At 61.2% G+C, this 20,713-nt stretch carries 18 protein-coding genes; 10 read left to right on the top strand and 8 right to left on the bottom strand.

Going from position 1 to position 20,713, the window contains the following annotated elements:
• Positions 1-31 precede the first annotated feature (31 nt).
• Together J3P82_RS25755 and J3P82_RS25750 are read left to right on the top strand one after the other, a co-directional pair.
• Positions 32-1,225, top strand: a complete 1,194-nt coding sequence (locus tag J3P82_RS25755) for a DUF3142 domain-containing protein (RefSeq protein WP_434559660.1) — start codon at positions 32-34, stop codon at positions 1,223-1,225.
• The gene (locus J3P82_RS25750) at positions 1,212-3,362 is read left to right on the top strand and encodes a hypothetical protein (protein ID WP_434559658.1); all 2,151 of its coding nucleotides are present in this window, start codon (positions 1,212-1,214) and stop codon (positions 3,360-3,362) included. The genes J3P82_RS25755 and J3P82_RS25750 overlap by 14 nt, the downstream gene beginning before the upstream one ends.
• Positions 3,363-3,426: 64 nt before the next feature.
• On the opposite strand, the gene lpdA is transcribed toward J3P82_RS25750, so the two are convergent.
• On the bottom strand, positions 3,427-4,827 hold the full coding sequence (gene lpdA, locus J3P82_RS25745; RefSeq protein WP_434559656.1) for a dihydrolipoyl dehydrogenase: 1,401 nt from the start codon (positions 4,825-4,827) through the stop codon (positions 3,427-3,429).
• Between the two features lie 220 nt (positions 4,828-5,047).
• On the opposite strand from lpdA, the gene hflK reads away from it, so the two are divergent.
• The 5 genes from hflK (at position 5,048) to cfaB (ending at position 12,376) form a co-directional block, all read left to right on the top strand.
• Complete coding sequence (hflK, locus tag J3P82_RS25740) at positions 5,048-7,012, top strand: protease modulator HflK (RefSeq protein WP_434559654.1); 1,965 nt, start codon at positions 5,048-5,050, stop codon at positions 7,010-7,012.
• Positions 7,009-8,049 carry a protease modulator HflC gene (gene hflC, locus J3P82_RS25735; protein ID WP_434559652.1) on the top strand — a complete coding sequence of 347 codons (1,041 nt, stop codon included), beginning with the start codon at positions 7,009-7,011 and terminating at the stop codon, positions 8,047-8,049. The genes hflK and hflC overlap by 4 nt, the downstream gene beginning before the upstream one ends.
• Entirely contained in the window at positions 8,046-9,098 is a 1,053-nt protein-coding gene (locus J3P82_RS25730; protein ID WP_434559650.1) for an SPFH domain-containing protein, read from the top strand. Before hflC ends, J3P82_RS25730 begins: the two co-directional genes overlap by 4 nt.
• Positions 9,095-10,990 (top strand): cation-translocating P-type ATPase, encoded by a 1,896-nt coding sequence (locus tag J3P82_RS25725; RefSeq protein WP_434559648.1) that lies wholly within the window; start codon positions 9,095-9,097, stop codon positions 10,988-10,990. Before J3P82_RS25730 ends, J3P82_RS25725 begins: the two co-directional genes overlap by 4 nt.
• A gap of 198 nt (positions 10,991-11,188) precedes the next feature.
• Complete coding sequence (cfaB, locus tag J3P82_RS25720; RefSeq protein WP_434559646.1) at positions 11,189-12,376, top strand: C17 cyclopropane fatty acid synthase CfaB; 1,188 nt, start codon at positions 11,189-11,191, stop codon at positions 12,374-12,376.
• Here the strand turns inward: cfaB and cls are convergent.
• Entirely contained in the window at positions 12,373-13,812 is a 1,440-nt protein-coding gene (gene cls, locus J3P82_RS25715; protein ID WP_434559644.1) for a cardiolipin synthase, read from the bottom strand. The genes cfaB and cls overlap by 4 nt on opposite strands.
• Before the next feature lie 139 nt (positions 13,813-13,951).
• On the opposite strand from cls, the gene J3P82_RS25710 reads away from it, so the two are divergent.
• Positions 13,952-14,473: a DUF3617 domain-containing protein gene (locus J3P82_RS25710; protein ID WP_434559642.1), complete on the top strand. Its 522-nt coding sequence runs from the start codon at positions 13,952-13,954 to the stop codon at positions 14,471-14,473.
• Positions 14,474-14,527: 54 nt separating this feature from the next.
• Here the strand turns inward: J3P82_RS25710 and J3P82_RS25705 are convergent, their stop codons facing one another.
• From J3P82_RS25705 to J3P82_RS25685, 5 genes are all read right to left on the bottom strand, one after another.
• On the bottom strand, positions 14,528-15,403 hold the full coding sequence (locus tag J3P82_RS25705; RefSeq protein WP_434559640.1) for a metal ABC transporter substrate-binding protein: 876 nt from the start codon (positions 15,401-15,403) through the stop codon (positions 14,528-14,530).
• Positions 15,404-15,414: 11 nt separating this feature from the next.
• The gene (locus tag J3P82_RS25700; protein WP_434559638.1) at positions 15,415-16,281 is read right to left on the bottom strand and encodes a metal ABC transporter permease; all 867 of its coding nucleotides are present in this window, start codon (positions 16,279-16,281) and stop codon (positions 15,415-15,417) included.
• Complete coding sequence (locus J3P82_RS25695) at positions 16,281-16,949, bottom strand: metal ABC transporter ATP-binding protein (RefSeq protein WP_434559636.1); 669 nt, start codon at positions 16,947-16,949, stop codon at positions 16,281-16,283. Before J3P82_RS25695 ends, J3P82_RS25700 begins: the two co-directional genes overlap by 1 nt.
• Positions 16,946-17,842: a GTP cyclohydrolase FolE2 gene (gene folE2 / locus J3P82_RS25690; protein WP_434559634.1), complete on the bottom strand. Its 897-nt coding sequence runs from the start codon at positions 17,840-17,842 to the stop codon at positions 16,946-16,948. The genes J3P82_RS25695 and folE2 overlap by 4 nt, the downstream gene beginning before the upstream one ends.
• A gap of 115 nt (positions 17,843-17,957) precedes the next feature.
• Positions 17,958-18,353: a glutamine synthetase gene (locus J3P82_RS25685; protein ID WP_434559632.1), complete on the bottom strand. Its 396-nt coding sequence runs from the start codon at positions 18,351-18,353 to the stop codon at positions 17,958-17,960.
• Between the two features lie 151 nt (positions 18,354-18,504).
• Here J3P82_RS25685 and zigA point away from each other — a divergent pair, with 151 nt between their 5' ends.
• Both zigA and J3P82_RS25675 read left to right on the top strand, forming a co-directional pair.
• Positions 18,505-19,713 carry a zinc metallochaperone GTPase ZigA gene (gene zigA, locus J3P82_RS25680; protein ID WP_434559630.1) on the top strand — a complete coding sequence of 403 codons (1,209 nt, stop codon included), beginning with the start codon at positions 18,505-18,507 and terminating at the stop codon, positions 19,711-19,713.
• Complete coding sequence (locus J3P82_RS25675; RefSeq protein ID WP_434559628.1) at positions 19,713-20,354, top strand: DUF1826 domain-containing protein; 642 nt, start codon at positions 19,713-19,715, stop codon at positions 20,352-20,354. The genes zigA and J3P82_RS25675 overlap by 1 nt, the downstream gene beginning before the upstream one ends.
• On the opposite strand, the gene J3P82_RS25670 is transcribed toward J3P82_RS25675, so the two are convergent.
• Positions 20,351-20,704: an NADH:ubiquinone oxidoreductase gene (locus tag J3P82_RS25670; protein WP_186611331.1), complete on the bottom strand. Its 354-nt coding sequence runs from the start codon at positions 20,702-20,704 to the stop codon at positions 20,351-20,353. The two genes, J3P82_RS25675 and J3P82_RS25670, sit on opposite strands and share 4 nt — an antisense overlap.
• Between the last annotated feature and the right edge of the window lie 9 nt (positions 20,705-20,713).

The following is a 20,713-nucleotide window of genomic DNA, read 5'->3' as shown; positions in this document are numbered from 1 at the left end:
GCCAGCCTTCTCCCGCGGGTGGCTGCGCTTCATGATTTTTATCCACAGGCTGTCGCTGGCCCTTGCCGCGCTGTTCCTGAGTGGCTGCGATCAGCCCGCACCTCTGGTCCTCGATCAGCAACTCTACATCTGGCAACGCCAGTGGACGCCGGCTCACGCGTTGGCGCTGCGCCAGAGTCGTGACGACTTTTCCAGTGTTCGGGTGTTGGCGTTGCAGGCATTTCCCGGCGCCGGCTGGAGCCGGGCGCGCATCGATCCGGCGATGCTCAAGGCTGATGGTCGGTCGCTGGTGGCTGTGATTCGCCTGGACGGCCAGCTCAAATCCCTCAACCAGGACGAGGTCATCGCGCAGATCCGACAGGTGCTGGATGACTGGCAAGCCCAAGGCCTGGCGCCGGTGGGGGTTGAGATCGATCACGATGCCGGTAGCGCACGACTGCCGACCTACCGGACATTCCTTGCGCGATTGCGCGAAACCTTGCCGACCACGTTGCAGCTAAGCATCACGGCGCTGCCCGCCTGGCTCGACAGCCCTGAACTGCCCGAGCTGTTGAAGACGGTGGACAGCAGCGTGTTGCAGGTCCATGCGGTCAGCGATCCGCGGCAAGGGTTGTTCGATGCCGACCAGGCCAGGCGCTGGGCCAAGCGCTGGGGGGGCGTTACCACGCGGCCTTTTTATCTGGCCTTGCCGGCGTATGGCGTGGCGCTGCTGACAGAGGAAAACGGAGCGCCGATGGTAGAAAGCGAAGTGCCCATCGACCGGGGCGGCGAGCGTCGGGAATTGTTGGCCGATCCGCAGACCGTGGCCGGGCTTGTTGCGGACCTGCGTGCCGAGCCGCCGGAGCATTTGGCCGGGCTGATATGGTTTCGCCTGCCGCTGGCGGGGGACCGGCGTGCCTGGAGCCTGGCCACGCTGGGCGCGGTTGCCCGTGGGGACAGCCTCGACAGTCGCCTGGCGGTGCACGTTGACGAGCAAGACGGCCTTTACGATATCCGGCTGGTGAACCGGGGCAATCTCGACAGCCCGTGGCCCCTGCGCCTGACTCTTGCGGTAGGCGCCTGTGACGGGGTCGATGCCTTGGCGGGTTATACGTTGCAACAAACCCCCGGACTGCTTACCTTCACCCGCATTCAGGAAGGCCGCTTGGCTGCCGGTGCCCAACGGGCTATCGGCTGGGCGCGCTGTACGAAAATTGACCAAGGAGGATTCAATGTCTACCCGTAACTGGCCTCGTCGCCTGCTGTGCCTGAGCCTCAGCCTGCCGCTGGGCCAGGCATTGGCTTGCGGGCCGGATTTCCCGATGCGCCTGCTGGATAACCGTGCCCAGTCATTGGCTGAATTGCCCGAAGGCAGCTTTCGCTTCGAAGTCAGCCGCCTCGGCCAGGCCATCGCGGGGTTGAAGCCAGTGACCGAGGCAACGCGCAACCCGGATTACAGCTACGACGATGTTTCCTCCTACGTGGAACAACGCAACAAGGCCGAACAGATCGGCCTGACGCCACCGCAACAAGCCGTGCTGGAGCGTTTGCGAGCGTTGAGCGATGTCGAGCAGGTCGTTGTCGAAGCGGCGAACCTGCCCGCCGAGCTGCGCTTGTATGCGATCGGTGCGGCGGCCTTCAATGCGGGCGACCATCCGCGGGCTTTGGAATCGTTCCAGCAACTGCTGGCGCTGCCGCCCGACGAGCGCCGGCTGCGCAGTACCTGGGCCGCCTATTCCCTGGGGCGTGCCTTGTTTGCCATGAGCGTCGAGGCCGGGCGCGGCGAACCGGCGGTGATGCAGGATCAGGCTCGCCAAGCGTTCCGCCAGGCTCGCGAGCTGAGTATCGCCGGCTTCAGCGATCCGCTGGAACTGGGCGTCGCCAGCCTGGGCGAAGAGGCCAGGGTCGCCTATACCGCCGACGACTGGGACGCTGCCATCGGCCTGTATGCGAGCCAGAACGCTCAGGGTTCCCCGGTGGGCTACAGCTCGTTGCTGCAGTTGGCGGGCGGCCTCAGTGTCGAGTCGGATGAACGCCTGGGCGAATTGCTCAAGGCAAAAGCGGTCCAGCGCTTGGTAACCGCCTATTTGCTCAGCCGTGTCGGCTGGTGGGACGGCGAAGAGCCGTCCGGCGAGAAAAAACTCGTCAAGCTCCTGCAAGCCAGCGCCCAGGGCAACCTGGAAGACGCTGATCGCTTGGCGGCGGTGAGTTATCAACATGCGGATTACGCCGGCGCAAAGGCGTTTGCAGACAAGGCCGCCGACACCGGATTGGCCTGGTGGGTACGGGCCAAACTTGCGTTGCGCGAGGGCGACAAAGTCGCTGCGGCGGCGGCTTATGCCAAGGCCGCCCAGGCTTTTCCGCAAGACGAATCCTGGGGCGCCCGCCGCACGCCAGACTGGGATTACGAGACGGTACAGCCCAAGTGTCGAGTGGAGGGCGAAAGCGCGATCCTCGCGTTGCAGCGGGGCGACTATCTGCAAGCGTTCGATCAGCTTTATCGCGGCCAGGGCAATTATTGGTATGACGCCGCGACGGTCGCCGAGCGCGTGCTGACCGTCGAGGAACTCAAGCAATATGTCGACGCCCAGGTGCCGGCACCGCCGCCGTTGAGCCAGGAGGATCGGGACAATTATGTGCAGTTGTCCGGAGCCGCGAAGCTGCGCAACCTGCTGGGACGTCGCCTGCTGCGTGAGGGACGCTACGACGAGGCGGCGGCTTATTTCGATAACGCCGAGCTACAGGACAAGGCCCGCGCCTACGCAAAGTTGCGCCAGGAAGCCGAGTCCAAATGGTGGCCGACCAGTCGGGCAGAGGCTTACTTCAACGCTTCCGTCATCGCGCGCAAGTCCGGCATGCAATTGCTGGGCTACGAGATGGCGCCGGATTACGCGAGCCTGGACGGCAACTACAGCTTTGAGCCGGTGGAGCTGAAGATCGGTCCGCTGGTGGCCGAAGGCGAAGTGCAACGGCAACAGGCCAGCGCAGCGCAACCGGACGTGCGTTATCACTACCGTTTTGTCGCCACGGCGTTGGCGAGCCAGGCTGCCGATCATTTGCCACACACCAGCCAAGCGTTTGCGGCGGTGTTGTGCAAGGCGGTGGGGTACAACTCGAGTCTCCAAGAGCAAAGCGCGTTGTATCAACGTTACGTGAAGGAAGGCCCCTACGTGGAATGGGCGTGGGATTTCGGACATCAATGTGCGGAACCGGCGTTCGACCAGGCGAGTAAACGCTACGTCACACAGGCCCTCGCGCCGATTCGCTCGACCCTGCGGCCTTTCAAGGCGTGGTTGGAAGTGGGTGGCGCGGTGCTCGTGGTGGCCGTGGTGCTGGCATTCATCAGCCGCCGCAAGCGCAAGGCGCGGATGGCAGCTGAGTAGATTGATCAACCTGTGGCGAGGGAGCTCCCCCGCCGCAGGAATCTACCGCAGTGCCCTCTGTTGCCTACATCTGCGTAGCCATTCCTTCCACATCCATCGCCGCCTGGCGCAGCGCTTCCGAGCGAGTGGGGTGGGGGTGGCAAATCAGGGCGATGTCTTCGGCCGATGCGCCGAATTCCATCGCGACGCAATACTCGCCGATCATCTCGCTGACACTCGGGCCGACCAGATGCACGCCGAGAATCTGGTCGGTGTGTTCATCGGCCAATACCTTGGCGAACCCTTCGGTTTCGTGATTGATTTTTGCCCGGCTGTTGGCCGTGAACGGAAATTTGCCGACTTTATAGGCGCGACCTTCAGCCTTGAGTTGTTCTTCGGTTTTGCCGACGCTGGCCAGTTCCGGACGGGTATAGATAACGTTGGGGATCAGCTCGTAATTGACCTCGCCCGCCTTGCCGACGATTTGTTCGATGCAGGCCATGGCTTCATCTTCCGCCTTGTGGGCCAGCATTGGTCCGGAGGTGACATCCCCGATCACCCAGACGCCCGGCGCTTCTGTGCGGTGGCGCTGGTTGGCGAGCATGCCGCGTTTGTCGGTCGCCAACCCGACGTTCTCCAGCCCCAGCCCCTGGGTATAAGGACGGCGACCGATGGCGACCAGCACGTAATCGGCGTCCAGCATCTGCGCCTCGCCGCCTGCCGCGGGTTCGACGTGCAACTGCACGCCGTTCGCCGAGGAAACGGCGCCGGTGACTTTAGCGCTCAACTTGAACTGAATGCCTTGTTTGGCCAGGGCCCGTTGCAGGGTCTTGCCGGCTTCGCCATCCACGCCTGGGCAGATGCGATCGAGGTATTCCACCACGGTCACCTCGGCCCCCAGGCGCCGCCAGACCGAGCCCAGTTCGAGACCGATGACGCCGGCGCCGATCACCACCAGATGCCGGGGCACTTGGCCCAGGGACAGCGCGCCGGTGGAGTCCAGGATGCGCCGGTTATCGATGTCTACGCCGGGCAGCGGGGTGGGCTCGGAGCCGGTGGCAATGATGATGTCCTTGGCGCTCAGTTCGGTCTTGCCGCCGTCCTCGGCGGTGACGGTCACTTTGCCCGGCCCATCGATATGGCCCCAGCCCTTGATCCAGTCGACTTTGTTCTTGCGCAACAGAAACTCGATGCCCTTGGTCAGGCCAGTCACGCTGTCGTCCTTCTGCTTCATCATCTGTACCAGGTCGAGGGTGGGGCTGACGTTGATGCCCAGGTTGGCAAACTCAGAGCCCTTGGCCGCTTCGTACAGTTCCGAAGCGTGGAGCAACGCCTTGGAGGGCATGCAGCCGACATTCAGACAGGTGCCGCCGAGGGTGGCGCGGCCCTCGATACAGGCCGCTTTCAACCCCAGCTGTCCGGCGCGAATCGCCGCGTTATAGCCGCCAGGACCGCCGCCCAGAATGATGACGTCGTAGTTGCTCATACCGTTCTCCCGCTTGGCTTGTAAAAAAATTATGTACGTAATATGAGCGTTTCCGAAGAATTCGGTCAAGGCTTACGTCAAGTGGCAGGCTTGTGCATACCGTGAACAATTCAAAACAGAAATTTCACAGAAACGGTTATAAGGTAACGCCATGTAACGGAGCGGCATTGGGCGTCGGTTGCCCATGCGGATTTTTGATCGCCATCAGCACTGAGGTGACATGCAAGTCGATCTTGATATCCAAGGGGCACAAGTGGCTGAGTGGCCGCGCTTCCAGCAGGCAACGTTGCAAGCGCGTCGCTTGAAGCGGATCGTTTTGGCGCTGGCCGGTCTGGCGGGCGTTGGGTTGTTGCTCGCGTTTTTTACGGCAGTGTTTTCGCCGCAGTCGGTATGGCCTGCGCTGCTGGTTAGCCAAAGTGCCGGTTTGATTGTGCTGGTGGCGGGCTTGCAATCGGCTGGCTGGGTGGCCAAATGGCGCAGCCAGGCGCTCCTGCCCCAGGTCGATACCCTTCTTCTTGCCGCCGACGAGCCTGTGGATAACACCGGCTGGTATGAGCAAATGCTCGAGCGAATCAGCGCACGCTGGGTGGGTTTGTTGAAGCAGATCGGAGCGCCTGCCTTGTGGCTCGCCGGCTGGTCGATCTTGGCCCTGCTGAGCCTGGAGCAGACCTGCAACCTTGATCTGCCGGCAGCTTCGCTGGGAGTGTCGGCCAATGTCGGCGCCGTGCTCGCATTGTTGTTGGCGTTCGGCTTGCTGGTGTTTGAACGGCAACTGGCTCAACAACCCTCTCTCGAATGGCCGGAGGCATTGTCGCTGGCGCAACTGTCACGAGTCGCCATCACCGTTCTTGTGCTGACTGCCTTGTGCTTGCTCTTCGCCGGGGAATCGTCGATATGGCCGGTACGCTTGGCGGTGCTGACCGGGGTATTGCCTGGGCTGGTGGCGGTGGAGTTCTTGTTGCGCGCCGCGCTCTCGTTATTCAGCCCGCGCCGAGAATCCTTGGAGCCGACGTTGCTGGGACGAAGCGTCATCGCCGACCTGCTGCGCTGGCCGCCGCAACCGTTGCTGGCCCTGCAACAGGAGCTGCACAACCGCTTCGGCATCGACTTGCGTCAGATCTGGGCGTTCAGCTACATGCGCCGGGCCTTCTTGCCGGTCCTGGCGCTGGTGGCGTTGGTGGGTTGGCTGCTGACGGGGGTGCATGAGGTGCCGCTGCAAGCACGTGGCATCTATGAGCGGTTTGGTAAACCGGTGGAGGTCTTCGGCCCGGGCCTGCATGCCGGGCTGCCTTGGCCGTGGGGCAGGGTGCTCAGCGTGGAGAACGGCGTTGTGCATGAGTTGGCGACCAGTGTCGGCGATAACAAGGCGGTCCCGGAAGCTGAGCCAGCGGAAGGGCCTGCCCCGACGGTTGCCAATCGCTTATGGGACGCCAGTCATGTGAACGACAAATCCCAAGTGATTGCCAGCCGGCGCGGCGATCAGCAAAGCTTCCAAATCGTCAACATGGACGTGCGCTTCGTATATCGCATCGGCTTGACGGACGCCGCCGCACTGGCGGCCACTTACAACAGTGCGGATGTGCCGGCGTTGATCCGCAGCACCGCCAGCCGCATCCTCGTGCATGAGTTTGCGTCGCGCACGCTGGACGGTTTGCTCGGTGCGGACCGTGTCAGCCTGGCGGATGAAATCGGCCGTGCGGTGCAGGCCGACTTGCAATCACTCGACAGCGGCGTGGAGATTCTCGCGACGGTGGTCGAGGCGATTCACCCGCCGGCCGGTGCGGCCAATGCCTACCACGGCGTGCAAGCGGCGCAGATCGGTGCCCAGGCACTGATTGCCCGGGAGCGTGGCGCCGCTGCGGAACAGACCAACCAGGCGCAATTGCAAGCGAGCGTTGCCCATGACCGGGCTCAAGGTGCCGCCCGGGAAATCAGTGCTACCGCCCAAGCTGCAGACTTGCGTTTCAATGCCGAACGCAAAGCCTACGCGTCGGCGGGGCCCGCCTTCGTCCTGGAGCAGTACCTCAGCCAGCTGAGCCAGGGATTGGGCCAGGCCAATCTGCTGATACTCGATCATCGCCTGGGCGGCAGCGGCAACGCGCCGACCATAGACCTGCGTACCTTCACGCTGCCGGCGGACCCCGCGTCGCCACGTAACCCTGCCCAGCCAGGAGCTGCCCATTGAGCCAGTCTTCGTCACACCATGACCACGACCACGCCGGTCACGCCCACGGCCATGCTGGCCATCACCATGGACATCATCACGCCCATCACGGCGATCCGCAGGAAGCCGGGCCGTTTCCCTGGCGGCGGATGGGTTGGGCAGTGTTGCTGGTGGCCTTTGCTATTGCCGCCGCCAGCCTGGTGCAAGTGCGGTCAGGTGAAGCCACCGTCATCACGCGTTTTGGCAATCCGGCGCGGGTGTTGCTGCAGCCGGGCTTGGGCTGGCGCTGGCCAGCGCCTTTCGAAGCGGCGATCCCGGTGGATTTGCGCCTTCGTACCAGCTCCAGCGGTTTGCAGGACGTCGGTACGCGCGACGGATTACGGATCATCGTCCAGGCCTACGTAACGTGGCAGGTGCAAGGTGACACGGACAATGTGCAGCGTTTCATGCGCGCCGTGCAGAACCAGCCGGACGAAGCTGCGCGGCAAATCCGCACGTTTGTCGGTTCAGCCCTGGAGACCACGGCCGCCAGTTATGACCTGGCAAACCTGGTCAACACCGATGCCAGCCAAGTGCGCATTGCTGATTTCGAAGCCCAGTTGCGCCAGCAAATCGAACAGCAACTGTTGGCCACCTACGGCGTGCGCGTACTTCAGGTTGGCATCGAGCGCCTGACGCTGCCGTCAGTGACGCTCACTGCAACGGTGGACCGTATGCGTGCAGAGCGCGAAACCATCGCTACGGAGCGCACGGCCATCGGTAAGCGTGAGGCTGCGCAAATTCGGTCCGCCGCCGAGCGTGATGCACGAATCCTGCAAGCTGATGCAACGGTTAAAGCCGCTGAAATCGAGGCACAGTCCCGGGTAGAGGCGGCTGAAATCTATGGCAAGGCCTATGCGGGTTCGCCTCAGCTTTACAACCTGCTGCGTTCACTGGATACCCTGGGCACCATTGTCAGCCCGGGCACCAAGTTGATCTTGCGCACTGACGCCGCGCCGTTCCGTGTCTTGGTAGACGGTCCTCCGACGGCTGAACTCAAGGGTGGAACACAGCCATGAGTTTGGTTCCACGTGGAACAAACGAGTTATCCAGCCCATGGATCCAGGCCGGGCGCTTGGCGTTTCTTGCACTTTATGCGGTCACGATTTTGGCTGCGTTGGCTTGGGTTTTTTCTAATGTGCGGCAGATCGATCCGCAGGATCGGGCGGTGGTGATGCACTTTGGTGCCCTTGATCGAATCCAGAACGCCGGGCTCTTGATCGCCTGGCCTCGTCCCGTGGAACAGGTGATTCTTTTGCCCGCTGCGGATCGCGTACTGGAGCGAAGGATCGACAATCTGTTGCGTTCGGACGCGGCTCTGCAAGCTGATCGTGTCGCCAGTTTCGCTGCCCCGGTCAGCGACGCATTGGCGGGCTCTGGTTATCTATTGACCGGTGACGCGGGTGTGGTGCAGCTGGATGTGCGAGCATTCTACAAAGTCACCGAGCCTTACGCCTACGTCCTGCAAGGTGAACATGTGCTGCCGGCGCTGGACCGACTGGCGACCCGCAGCGCCGTTGCACTCGCCGCCGCCCGGGACCTGGACGCCATTCTGGTGGCCAGGCCTGAACTGCTGGGTAGCGACAACCAGGCTGCGGAGCGCCGCGAACGCTTGCGTGGCGACTTGGTGCAAGGCATCAACCGCCGCTTGGCTGATCTTGCAGCGACAGGGCAAGGGCTGGGGATCGAAGTGGTCCGGGTCGATGTGCAATCGAGCCTGCCGGGTCCAGCGGTGGGGGCGTTCAATGCGGTATTGACTGCTAGTCAGGAAGCCGACAAAGCCGTCGCCAATGCTCGCACCGAAGCCGAAAAACAAACCCAGGCGGCCCGGCAGGACGCCGATCGTGCGCTGCAAGTGGCCCATGCACAGGGCGGCGAGCGGCTCGCCAAGGCTTCGGCGGATACGGCTACGGTGTTTGGGTTGGCGAAAACCCAGGGTCAGGATCCTCAGATGTTGCTGCGCCTTTACCGCGAACGCATGCCTGACATCCTCCGCCGAGCGGGGTCAGTCACCACGGTCGACCCGAAAGACGACAGCCGACTGATCATCCAGGGAGCCGGCCAATGACCGCTCAAAACACAGCCATGCCGATGTTGTCCTCCGCCGAGCAGCGATCAGCCGCGCGGCAACTGACCTTGGCGATGCTCGCCCTCGGCCTGCTTGCCTTAGGCCTTGCGTGGCGCGGCTGGTCGCCGGAGCAAAGCGGGGTCAGCCAACTAATGTTGGGGGTTGCCTCACTGCTAGTGGCGGTGCCGGTGATGCGTTCTGCCTGGTACAGCTTGCGTTATCCAAGCCTGCACGGGATCACCGATCAACTGATCGCCCTGGCGATGCTCGGCGCCTGGGCCACTGGCGATCTACTGACCGCGGCTCTGCTGCCGATCATCATGATTTTTGGTCACGTGCTGGAAGAGCGCAGTGTCATTGGTTCCCAAGAAGCGATTCACGCCCTCGGCCAGTTGACCCGCAGCCAGGGCCGCAAGGTGCAGGCCGACGGCTCGATTGTCGAAGTCGATAACGGTTCGTTGCGACCTGGCGATGTGGTGGAGGTTCGGGCCGGAGATCGGGTGCCCGCCGACGGTCGGGTGTTGTCCGGCCAGGCGAGTCTCGACACCGCGCCGATTACCGGGGAGTCGGTGCCATTGGAAGCTGTGGCCGGCGTCGAAGTGTTTGGTGGCGCGATCAATCTTGATGGTCTGCTGCGTCTGGAAGTGACGCGCACCGGCGAGGAATCGACGCTGGGCAAGGTGATTGCCCTGATGCAAAACGCCGAGCGCTCCAAGCCACCCATTACGCGTTTGCTGGAACGATACGCCGGCAGTTACCTGGTGTTGGTGTTGTTGCTGGCGGCGGTGACCTGGTTCGTGACCAACGACGCCCAGGCGATGCTCGCGGTTCTGGTCGCGGCGTGTCCCTGCGCCCTGGTGCTGTCGGCGCCGGCCACGGCGATTGCCGGCATTGCGGTGGCGGCGCGCCATGGCATCTTGATTCGCAGCTCGGCCTTCCTTGAGGAGCTGGCGGACCTGACATCGTTGGTCATCGACAAGACCGGCACTTTGACTTATGGCACGTTGCGCCTGCAGTCGATCCAAAGTGCCTCGGCTGATCGCACCGTGCTGCTGCCATTGGCCGCCAGCCTCGGCTCGGCCAGCAGTCATCCGGTCAGTCGTGCTTTGGCGAGCTTGGTGGAACAGCACCATTATCTGCCGCTCACCGATATCCACGAACGCCAGGGTTTGGGTGTGGTGGCAACGACCGAGCAAGGGGAGGCAGCACTCGGCCGCCCCGAGTTGTTTGCCCAATTGGCTATCCAAACCTCGACGATTCCCGACCATGACGGCCCGATCGCCGGATTGGCCCTAAATGGAGAATTTCTCGCCTGGTTGCTGCTGGCAGACAGCGTCAAGCCGGAAGCGGGGGCGGCCCTGGAGCAATTACGCGCGCTTGGCCTGGGGCGCCAGTTGTTGTTGACCGGTGATCGCCAGAGCGTGGCCGCTGCCCTGGCAGAAGAAGTTGGCATTAGTGACGTTCAGGCACAGGCCTTGCCGGAAGACAAGCTCAAACGGGTCATGGCCGAAATTGACCACGGGTTCCGGCCCATGGTGGTGGGGGACGGGATCAATGATTCGTTGGCGCTCAAGGCCGGCGTAGTGGGCGTTGCGATGGGCGCCAGCGGCGCGGACATTGCCCTCGCGTCGGCGGATATTGTCCTGATTGGCAGCGACCTGCGGCGCCTGGGCACCTGCGTGCGGCTGAGTCGGCAATGCCGACGGACGCTCCAGGTCAATGTAATCATCGGCCTGGGCTGGACGCTGGCCATCGTCGCCTTCGCCGCATTCGGCTGGCTAGGGGCGGCGGGGGCGATGATCGCGGCGCTACTGCATAACTTAAGCACATTATTGGTATTGGGTAACGCTGGGCGACTGCTGCGGTTTCAGGAGCCGTTGCCAAAAATCTAGCGTGTCCGCTCGAGCGCTTGAAGCGAACTGTTGGTCGCTTCCACAGTCATTTACGAGAGGGCATACCACTTCAGGCGGTTACTGCTCAAACAGCAGATTTAGAAGGCGATAGAAAAAGGCTATAAATTCGATAGCCGGCTATTTTTCTACCATGGTCTACCCTCATTTCAGACGTCTGAAACAAGAGGGGGTTACCTCATGCTCGCTCAACTTCCACCGGCCTTGCAGAATCTGCATCTACCGCTTCGGCTGCGGCTCTGGGACGGCCATGAATTCACGCTGGGTGCCGACCCCAGCGTCACGATTGTGGTCAAGGACCCACAAATGGTTGCGCAATTCACCCATCCCAGCCTGGACGCATTGGGAGCGGCATTTGTCGAAGGCAAACTTGAACTCGAGGGCTCGATCAACGAAGTCATTCGGGTCTGCGACGAGTTGAGCCAGGCCCTGGTGGAAGACGACGACAGTCATTTGCCGGTGCGCTCGGTCCATGACAAGGAAACCGACGCCAAGGCGATCTCCTACCATTACGATTTATCCAACGCCTTCTATCAGCTCTGGCTCGACAGCGACATGGTGTATTCATGCGGCTATTTCGAAACTGGCAGCGAAACCCTCGAACAAGCGCAGCAAGCCAAGTTCCGCCATCTGTGTCGCAAGTTGCGCCTGCAACCGGGCGACTATCTGCTGGACGTCGGTTGCGGGTGGGGCGGGTTGGCCCGCTTCGCGGCGCGAGAATTCGGCGCCAGGGTTTTCGGCATCACCCTGAGCAACGCGCAACTGGCCTTGGCCCGGGAGCGGGTCGAGGCGCAAGGACTGGCGGATCAAGTTGAACTCCAGCTGATGGATTACCGGGACCTGCCCCAGGACGGTCGCTTCGACAAAGTGGTCAGCGTCGGTATGTTCGAGCACGTAGGGCACGCCAATCTGGCGCAGTACTGCAAGACGCTGTTCGGCGCCGTTCGCGAGGGTGGCTTGGTAATGAACCATGGGATTACTGCCAAGCACACCGACGGTCGCCCGGTTGGTCGCGGCGCGGGTGAGTTCATCGAGAAATACGTGTTCCCCAACGGTGAACTGCCGCACTTGTCGATGATCTCCGCCGAGATCAGCGAAGCAGGATTGGAAATCGTCGATGTGGAAAGCCTGCGTATGCATTACGCGCGCACGCTCGACCACTGGAGCGAGCGCCTCGAAGACAACCTCGAAGCCGCCTCCAGGGAAGTGCCTGAACAGGCGCTGCGAATCTGGCGACTCTACTTGGCCGGCTGCGCTTATGCGTTTGCCAAGGGTTGGATCAACCTGCACCAGATTCTCGCGGTGAAGGCCCATGCCGATGGCAGCCATGATTTGCCCTGGACCCGCGACGACATCTACGCGCCTTAAAGGATCGGGGAAATAAGCCGGGCGATCCGCATGCCGACTTTCTGCAGGCGGTGGGTCTCCCGGCTTTCTTGCTTGGCGATTTCGTGGGCTTGGGCGAAATCGTTTTCCAGCATCTGCTCCACTTCGCTGGCGAAGGTGGCATCCACCGTCAGCAGCATCACTTCGAAATTCAACCGGAACGAACGGTTATCCAGGTTCGCGCTGCCGATGGCGCTTATTTCCCGGTCGACCAGTACAACTTTCTGGTGCAGGAAACCAGGCTCATAACGGAACACCCGCACGCCGGCCCGAACCGCTTCGAAGGCATAGAGGCTGGACGCGGCGTAGACGATTTTGTGGTCTGGCCGCGACGGCAGCAAAATGCGCACATCCACTCCGCGCAGGACCGCGAGGCGCAGTGCCGCAAACACTGCTTCGTCGGGAATGAAATACGGCGTGGTAATCCAGACCCGCTCGCTTGCGGCATGGATGGCCTCGACAAAGAACAGCGAGCAGGTTTCGTAGGCATCGGCCGGACCGCTGGATAATAGCTGGCAGAGTACGCCGCCCTCTGGATAGGTGTCCGGAAGGATCAGCGGCGGCAACGAGCGGGCTGCCCAGAACCAGTCTTCAGCAAATGACTCCTGCATGCTCCCCACGACGGGACCGCGGACTTCGACATGGGTATCGCGCCACGGAGCCAAGGGCGGCGTTTCACCCAGATATTCATCGCCCACATTGTGGCCGCCAACGAAGCCCAGGACACCGTCCACGGCCACTATCTTGCGATGGTTACGGAAGTTGACCTGGAACCGGTTGAGCCAGCCGCTGCGAGTGGCGAACGCCTTCACCTGGACGCCGCCGTCACGTAGCGCCTGGACGTAACGGTGGGGCAGGGAATGACTGCCGATACGGTCATAAAGCAGATACACCGCCACGCCTTCGGCGGCTTTCTTTAAAAGCAGTGCCTGCAAGCGTTGTCCGAGACGGTCGTCGTGGATGATGAAGAACTGAACCAGCACCGCTTCCCGGGCGTTTTCAATGGCTTGGAAAATAGCCTCGAACGTCACCTTTCCGTCTACCAGCAACCGCACCTGATTGTTCGCCAGGCACGGTGCCCGGCCCAATTTAGGCATCGCCCGTAACGAGGCATAAGCCTGGGAAGCGCGAGCGGTCAGCGCTTCCTCAACCCAGGGGCGCCAATTCAGCTCCGAGATTGCCTTGCGCATTTCTTCGTTGGCTTGCCGGCGCGCCTTGATGTAACCGTCGAAGGTGCTGCGACCAAAAACCAGGTAGGGAATCAGTGTCAGGTAGGGAATGAACACCAGTGACAGGGCCCAGGCGATCGAACCTTGGGCGGTTCGCACGGTAAGCACTGCATGAACGGCAGCGATGGAGCCGAGGGTGTGAAGCAGCGCGATCAGGTAACCAAAAACATGCGGGCCGAAATAATCCATGGGGCAGCCGTGCTCCTGAGGTTCGATGCTTAACAGACCATGTTCCACCGCGAATGTCGCTATTTAATTCACTCGCTCGGGCCTGAACCGAAGTCTATGGGAGACGTCTAACGGCCACTTGTCCTCTGGAGTTTTTGCAATGAAAGTTCGTCTGCTGGGTTTGGCCTTGGCCGTTGGCTTGTCGGTTCCTGTGGCGGCTCAGGCGCAGATGCTTCAACCGGGCCTGTGGGAATTGACGACAAGCAATATGAAAGTCGACAACCAGAACCTGCCGGACCTGCAATTGATCCTCGGCCAGTTGCAAAACCAGATCACGCCGGAGCAACGGGCAATGCTTGAGAAGCAAGGCATTACCATGGGCGGCAAGGGCATTCGGGTGTGCCTGACTCCGGCACAGGTCCAGACCAACGACATTCCGTTGCAGGACCCACAATCGGGATGCAAACAGCAGATCACCGAGCGAACCGGCAATCAGTGGAAGTTTCGCTTCAGTTGCCCTAAAGCCCAGGGAAACGGTATCGCGACATTCCAGAGCGATCGGGAATTCACCACCAAGGTCAACGGCACGTTCAACGCCACTGGCATCCAGCAGAACGGTAGCCTGGACACTCGCGCCGTGTGGCTGGGGCAAGATTGCGGCACGGTCAAGCCGAGGGCTTGACCTGCTTCAGGTTCGGATATGTGACGAGGGGATTCTGACGGGTAGTCCTGCCGATCAAGGCCGGCTCAATGCCTCGTACAACGTGTTGAGGTTGTACTCGAACAGGCCGGTGAAGGTACTGGCGGGGCCGCTGGCAGCAAGGGCGTCGGAGTACAACGTGCCGCCTATGTGTGCGCCGCTTTCGTCGGCGATCTGCTTGAGCAGGCGTGCGTCCTTGATGTTTTCCATGAACACCGCTTTGACTTTCGCCTGGCGAATTTGAGTGATCAGGGCGGCGACTTCTGCCGCCGATGGCTCACGTTCAGTGGACAAGCCTTGGGGCGCCATGAAGTCGATGCCATAGGCTTGGCCCAGGTAACCGAATGCATCATGGGACGTAACGATCTTGCGATTGCCCGGTGGCAGTGCACCGAACTTGGCCTTGGCTTCGGCGAGCAGGGCGTAGATCTTCTTCAGGTAAGCCTGGCTGTTTCGTTCGTAGTCAGCCTTGTTGGCCGGGTCGGCGGCTTCCAGCGCCTTGGTGATATTGCTGACGTACAGTTCGGCGTTGGCAAGGTTATGCCAGGCATGCGGGTCGGGGATGGTCTCGCCATCTTCATCCAGCGAACGCGGGATCACGCCACGGCTGGCGCTGATCACCGGGGCACTGGTTTCAGTGCTGGTGACCAGGCGGTCCAGCCACGGCTCGAAGCCCAGTCCGTTCTTGATAATCAGTTTTGCCGCGAGCAGCGCCTTGGCGTCGTCCGGTGTGGGCTCGTAGGTGTGCGCGTCGGCGTCCGGTCCTACCATGTTGATGATCTGGACGTGTTCGCCGCCGACCTGTTGGGTCATGTCGGCCAAGATGGAGAAACTGGTGACCACTTGGAGCCTTTCTGCCGCAGACAAGGACATGGACAGCATCAAGCTGAATATCAGAAACAGGACGCGCATCGGGAAACACCTCATTGGGATGTAAGCAGGGGCGGGCGGCGCAGTAAACCGTGCACCGGACCAAAAATCACGGACAGCAGATAGGACGCGCCCGCCACCAAGACGATGGCTGGCCCGCTGGGGAGCGACAGGTAGAACGACAACAGCAGGCCCAGCCACACGGACAGGCAACCGAGCAGCGCCGCGACCCCTATCAGGATTGGCAAGCGCCGACTCCAGAATCGCGATGCGGCCGCGGGTAACATCATCAGGCCGACGACCATCAGTGCGCCGATAGCCTGGAAGCCGATCACCAGATTAAGCACCACGAGGGTCAGGAATACGCCATGGGCCAACGGCCCCAGGCGACTGACGGTTTGCAAGAACAGCGGGTCGAGGGTGTCGAGCAAAAGGGGACGATAAATCAGCGCCATTGTCGCCAGGCTGCCTGCCGAAACCCAGAGCATGCCGGTGAGCGTCGGGCCGTCCACGGCCAGTGCTGAGCCGAACAACAAGTGCAGCAAGTCCAGGCGTTTACCGGCCATGCCGAGAATCAACACACCCGCGGCCAAAGAGATTGGATAGATCGCCGCCAGGCTGGCATCTTCCCGCAGGCCAGTACGGCGGGTGATCCAGGCAGCCAATCCGGCCATGCTCAGGCCAGCGCCCAAGCCGCCCAAGGTCAAGGCTGGCAAGCTCAAACCTGCGAACCAGAAGCCTAGGGCAGCGCCGGGCAAGATGCCGTGAGCCACCGCATCGCCAATCAAGCTCATTCGCCGCAGGATCAAGAAGACGCCCAATGGCGCCGTGCTGCACGCCAACACCAAGCCGCCAAGCAAGGCTCGACGCATAAAAACGAATTCCTGGAAGGGTAGCCAGAGTTGAGCGGCGGCGAGCATCAAGCCACCTGTGTGTAAGTGGGCTGGGCGATGAGGTCGGCGCTGCGACCCAACACGCATCCGGTGGGTCTGATCAGCAAGGTGTGAGGGATGTGTCGGTGGACGGCGGTCAAGTCGTGGCAGACCACCACCAAGGTGCGCCCCTCGCGATGCCATTGATGAATGTGTTTCCACAGCAACGTCTGGCCCTGTTCGTCGAGGGCCGCGTGGGGTTCGTCGAGTAGTAGAAGCGGCGCTTCGGCCAGGCTCAAGCGGGCGAGCAGGGCACGTTGCAGCTCGCCTCCGGAGAGCGCCATCAGCGACCGCCGCTCGAGGCCGCTCAACGCCCAATCGTCCAGGACAGCCTTGAGTCGCTGATTTCGTGTGGCTGGAGCTTGTCTTGAGCCCCAGGAGCCAGCGGCCACCAATTCCTGAAGACTGATGGGGAACTGCCGATCCAGATATTGTTGTTGGGGCAGGAATGACACGCCGCCGCGCCGAGGAACTTGCAGTACGGCTCTTCCCGACAGGGGCCTTTGCAGCCCGGCGAGGACTTTCAAAAGGCTGCTTTTCCCAGCGCCATTCGCGCCAATAATGGCCGTCAGGCTACCCTCCGGTCGTTCCATATGTAGCGGCGGTGTCATGGGCTGTCCGGGCGCGCCCCAACGCAAGTCTTGGCAAAGAATCATGATTGCTCCTCGCCCCAGTGGCTTTTTGCAACAGCATCATGGGCGTGCAGGCTTTCGGCATGAACCACTCGCACGTCGAATGAAGTGACTGAAGGCACGCTTCTTAGCGCTCTGTTCAATCGACGCGCAGCGTCTTCACAAAACATCAGGTTCTGGCCATTGGCGAGGGCGAAGGCTTGTTCATCGGCGCGTTTGACGGCTGTTTGCACGGCGGTGCCGAGGGCTTTTTCGGCCTCATCGATAATCGGCAATAACGGAAGCTCGGCGACGTCGGTATTCAGCCGCACGGCAAGGGTGGCCACGCTGCGTTGGCTATGAGGGGTGGCAACGATGCCTTTCGTTGAGCCTAGCCAAGCGAGCACTTGCGCATGCTCTAGGGCTTTGTTGGCGAAATCGTTGACGAATTGTTGCTGGATCAACTGCCGCGCCAGCGCTGCAGAGCAAGGGCACGTCGATGAATAAGGAATCCGAATTTCAAGTTCCACGTGGAACACTAAGTTTTTCAGGTGAGCTTCGATGGCTATTGGATAACGCTTCCAGCCCGCCAGCGGGCTGACTAGCGCGGGGCGCTTTAATAACAAGTCAGTATGCAAAGTCAGGGAAGCGCTACGGGACAGGCCATCATGGCTAACAAGAAATTGCTCCAGGATTTGGCGTAAAAGGGCCGGAGAGAGCGGGGCCTCTTCTAGCATCTGCAATGCCAGATACAAGCGTGACATATGGATGCCACGCGCCTCGCCGTCATCGAGACTGACGCCGGCGTCGGCCGTTGCGCTCAATCTCTGGCCGTTCACCAATACCGGCACTGCGATGCCGCACATCCCTACCCACTCCAAAGGCAAAGCTTGGCGAGAGGCCTGCGCCGCTATATCCGGCAGAGTTAACGCGTTCATTTTTAAGGTCCGTGTGGGGCTCGTTTTTAATGTTATACTATAACAATAAAGGCCACGACTCCTTTTTTATGAACAGAGTTTCATCCAGCTGCGGCCGGTCGTTCCACGTGAAACATCAGCGCGCCGAATCCTGGCAGCCCGTCATTCGCCCGCACACAAATCTCCCGGCGCTGCCCCCGGAACTCGAGAAACGATTGATCGTTGTCCAGCCTACGCGACGACTGTATCCAACCCAGGCTTCGCCATCTGAAGCCAATCCGGTGAAAAAAGTTAGCTGTCCGTAACGGCTGTTCGTCTGGGCCCAAGAGCGGCGGCCAGATACCTCGAACCCGCGCAGATAAATAGTGTTTCCAGCCGTTGAGACGCTATAGGCGTTGCCTTGTGCATCCACACAGGCAAGCACATTGGCGCTGCGGGTGCATTTCGCCAACAAAGGATTTTGCGCGGATACGCCTGGGGCGACCAGCAACAACAAACACCCCGCGACCAGGAACCGAAAGAGGTTGTGCATGAATTGATTCTCAGCGGGCAGTTGGAAAGGTCGCTTTTGAGGTTATAGTATAACATCAACAAAACAGGCCTTGGCCGAGCTAAAGCCTGAAAACGAGCCGTGACACGCCACAACGACGTCGCCAGCGGCCACCCTGATGAGGATATACCTGATGCCCAAACACCTCCCAGTGACCGTGCTCTCCGGATTTCTCGGTGCCGGTAAAAGTACCCTGCTCAACTACGTCTTGCGCAATCGTGACAATCTTCGCGTTGCGGTGATCGTTAACGATATGAGCGAGATCAATGTCGATGGCAGCGAAGTCCAGCGAGATGTCACCCTCAATCGAGCCGAAGAACGATTGGTGGAGATGAGCAATGGTTGTATATGCTGCACGCTGCGTGAGGACTTGTTGGTAGAAGTCGGCAAGCTGGCCAGGGAAGGGCGCTTCGATTATTTGCTGATTGAGTCCACCGGTATTTCGGAGCCGATGCCCGTGGCCGAGACGTTTACCTTTCGTGATGAAGAAGGTCGTAGCCTGGCCGATGTGGCGAGGCTCGACACCATGGTCACCGTGGTCGACGGTGTGAATTTCCTGAAGGATTACCAGGCCGCCGAGAACCTTTCGACAAGGGGCGAAACCCTCGGGGAAGAAGATGAGCGCTCGATCACTGATTTGCTGATTGAGCAGGTCGAGTTTGCCGACGTGATCCTGATCAGCAAGATTGATCTGATCAGCCGCCACGAACGGAAAGAACTGACGGAAATTTTGAAGCGTCTCAACAGCCAAGCGCAGATTGTTCCGATGGTCATGGGCCAGGTACCGCTGGAAACAATCCTCGACACCGGCCGCTTCGACTTTGAGCTCGCTGCCCAGGCGCCCGGTTGGCTGCGAGAGCTACGCGGCGAGCATGTGCCCGAAACCCAGGAATACGGCATCGCGTCGACGGCCTACCGCGCCCGCCGTCCATTCCATCCTCAACGGTTCTTCAGCTTTATCGATCGTCCATGGACCAACGGCACGCTCCTGCGCTCCAAGGGTTTTTTCTGGCTGGCGAGCAAACACGAGGAGGCCGGCAGTTGGTCGCAAGCCGGCGGTCTGATGCGCCACGGCTTCGCCGGACGCTGGTGGCGATTTGTGCCCAAAGGCCAATGGCCGCAGGACGAGGAGGACACCGCCGCCATCATGAAAAATTGGCTGGCGACCACCGGCGATTGCCGCCAGGAGTTGGTGTTCATCGGCCAGGATATGGATTTTGCCTTGCTCGCCGCCGAACTGGATGCCTGCCTGCTCACCGATGCGGAAATGAACCTGGGCGTTGAAGGTTGGCGTCACTTGCCGGACCCGTTCGGTCCCTGGCACGACGAGGCTGCGGCGTGATGCTGGCACCTAGACTGAAACAGGTGCGGCAGGTCCACGGGCATACCCCGCTGACCTTGGCGCAGATTCTGGAGGATGACATCAACCTGGCGGTCTGGCAGCGTCAGCTCCCGGCGCATATTAGTGACTTCGCGGCCATGCTGGTTTCGATGAACCAATCCGTAGCCGAGTCGATGGTCCTCGACATGCCGGATGAAGACACCCAGCCGGCGCTGCGCGGTCTTGCTGCAGGTTTCAGCGATCTGCAGGGATATGAAGGGTTCGTCGCGGACGTGGCCTGGCTGGTCAGCGCATTTTCGTGCCTGCTGGGCGCCCGACGCGTAGGCGTGCGCCTGCGAACGTTGGATTCGGCGATGTGCCCGCGTTTTCACGTCGACCATGTGCCGGTACGACTGATCACCACGTATGCCGGTGTCGGTAGCCAGTGGCTGATGGAGGGCGGCCTGGACCGTCGACGATTGGGCCAGCCTGGCGCGGAGCCTGGCGACCCGGAGGTGATCCAGCAGATGTGCAGCGGCGAAGTGGCCCTGCTCAAAGGCGAAAAATGGCACGGCAATGAAGGTTTCGGACTGGTCCACCGCTCACCGCAACCGATGCCGGGCGACCGTCGGCTGATCCTCTCGCTGGATTGGCTGGCCTAAGGCTTGAGCCAGGTTCCTTGGCTTTTGCTCTCACAAAAGGGTTTCAGGTAAGCCGCATCGGTGGCCACGCCGTAATAGTGAATGTCCTGGCGATAAGGCATATTGGCGACCTGGGCGTTGCTGCAGATGCCAAAGGCGCCGCCGGGGCAATGTTCGACGTACTGCACGTCGACTTTCTGCCCGGCCAGGCTTGGCTGGCAGAAACCGTCGGCGAACAGCTTCTGCGGGATATTGCGGTTTTGTTGGCAGACTTTTACATCGAGCCGCTCAGCCTGGCTGTGCACCACGCAAGCCTGGGCCATGGCCTGGTTCGAAGTCAGGGCCAGCAACAACCAGCCAATCATTCGCATCGTTAACCT

The organism is Pseudomonas sp. Z4-20 (assembly GCF_051131955.1).
Lineage (GTDB): Bacteria > Pseudomonadota > Gammaproteobacteria > Pseudomonadales > Pseudomonadaceae > Aquipseudomonas > Aquipseudomonas marvdashtae.
The sequence above is the reverse complement of the archived record's forward strand: the minus strand, read 5'-3'. Positions and strand labels throughout refer to the sequence as shown.

Bases quoted from the DNA above. Each gene is read 5' to 3' on its own strand.
- J3P82_RS25755 (WP_434559660.1), top strand. From the start codon at position 32: ATGATTTTTATCCACAGGCTGTCGCTGGCCCTTGCCGCGCTGTTCCTG.
- J3P82_RS25675 (WP_434559628.1), top strand. From the start codon at position 19,713: ATGCTGGCACCTAGACTGAAACAGGTGCGGCAGGTCCACGGGCATACC.
- cls (WP_434559644.1), bottom strand. From the start codon at position 13,812: ATGGATTATTTCGGCCCGCATGTTTTTGGTTACCTGATCGCGCTGCTT.
- J3P82_RS25705 (WP_434559640.1), bottom strand. From the start codon at position 15,403: ATGCGCGTCCTGTTTCTGATATTCAGCTTGATGCTGTCCATGTCCTTG.
- J3P82_RS25685 (WP_434559632.1), bottom strand. From the start codon at position 18,353: ATGCACAACCTCTTTCGGTTCCTGGTCGCGGGGTGTTTGTTGTTGCTG.
- J3P82_RS25670 (WP_186611331.1), bottom strand. From the start codon at position 20,704: ATGCGAATGATTGGCTGGTTGTTGCTGGCCCTGACTTCGAACCAGGCC.
- zigA (WP_434559630.1), top strand. From the start codon at position 18,505: ATGCCCAAACACCTCCCAGTGACCGTGCTCTCCGGATTTCTCGGTGCC.
- J3P82_RS25730 (WP_434559650.1), top strand. From the start codon at position 8,046: ATGAGTTTGGTTCCACGTGGAACAAACGAGTTATCCAGCCCATGGATC.
- folE2 (WP_434559634.1), bottom strand. From the start codon at position 17,842: ATGAACGCGTTAACTCTGCCGGATATAGCGGCGCAGGCCTCTCGCCAA.
- J3P82_RS25695 (WP_434559636.1), bottom strand. From the start codon at position 16,949: ATGATTCTTTGCCAAGACTTGCGTTGGGGCGCGCCCGGACAGCCCATG.
- hflK (WP_434559654.1), top strand. From the start codon at position 5,048: ATGCAAGTCGATCTTGATATCCAAGGGGCACAAGTGGCTGAGTGGCCG.
- J3P82_RS25725 (WP_434559648.1), top strand. From the start codon at position 9,095: ATGACCGCTCAAAACACAGCCATGCCGATGTTGTCCTCCGCCGAGCAG.
- lpdA (WP_434559656.1), bottom strand. From the start codon at position 4,827: ATGAGCAACTACGACGTCATCATTCTGGGCGGCGGTCCTGGCGGCTAT.
- J3P82_RS25710 (WP_434559642.1), top strand. From the start codon at position 13,952: ATGAAAGTTCGTCTGCTGGGTTTGGCCTTGGCCGTTGGCTTGTCGGTT.
- J3P82_RS25750 (WP_434559658.1), top strand. From the start codon at position 1,212: ATGTCTACCCGTAACTGGCCTCGTCGCCTGCTGTGCCTGAGCCTCAGC.
- J3P82_RS25700 (WP_434559638.1), bottom strand. From the start codon at position 16,281: ATGCTCGCCGCCGCTCAACTCTGGCTACCCTTCCAGGAATTCGTTTTT.
- cfaB (WP_434559646.1), top strand. From the start codon at position 11,189: ATGCTCGCTCAACTTCCACCGGCCTTGCAGAATCTGCATCTACCGCTT.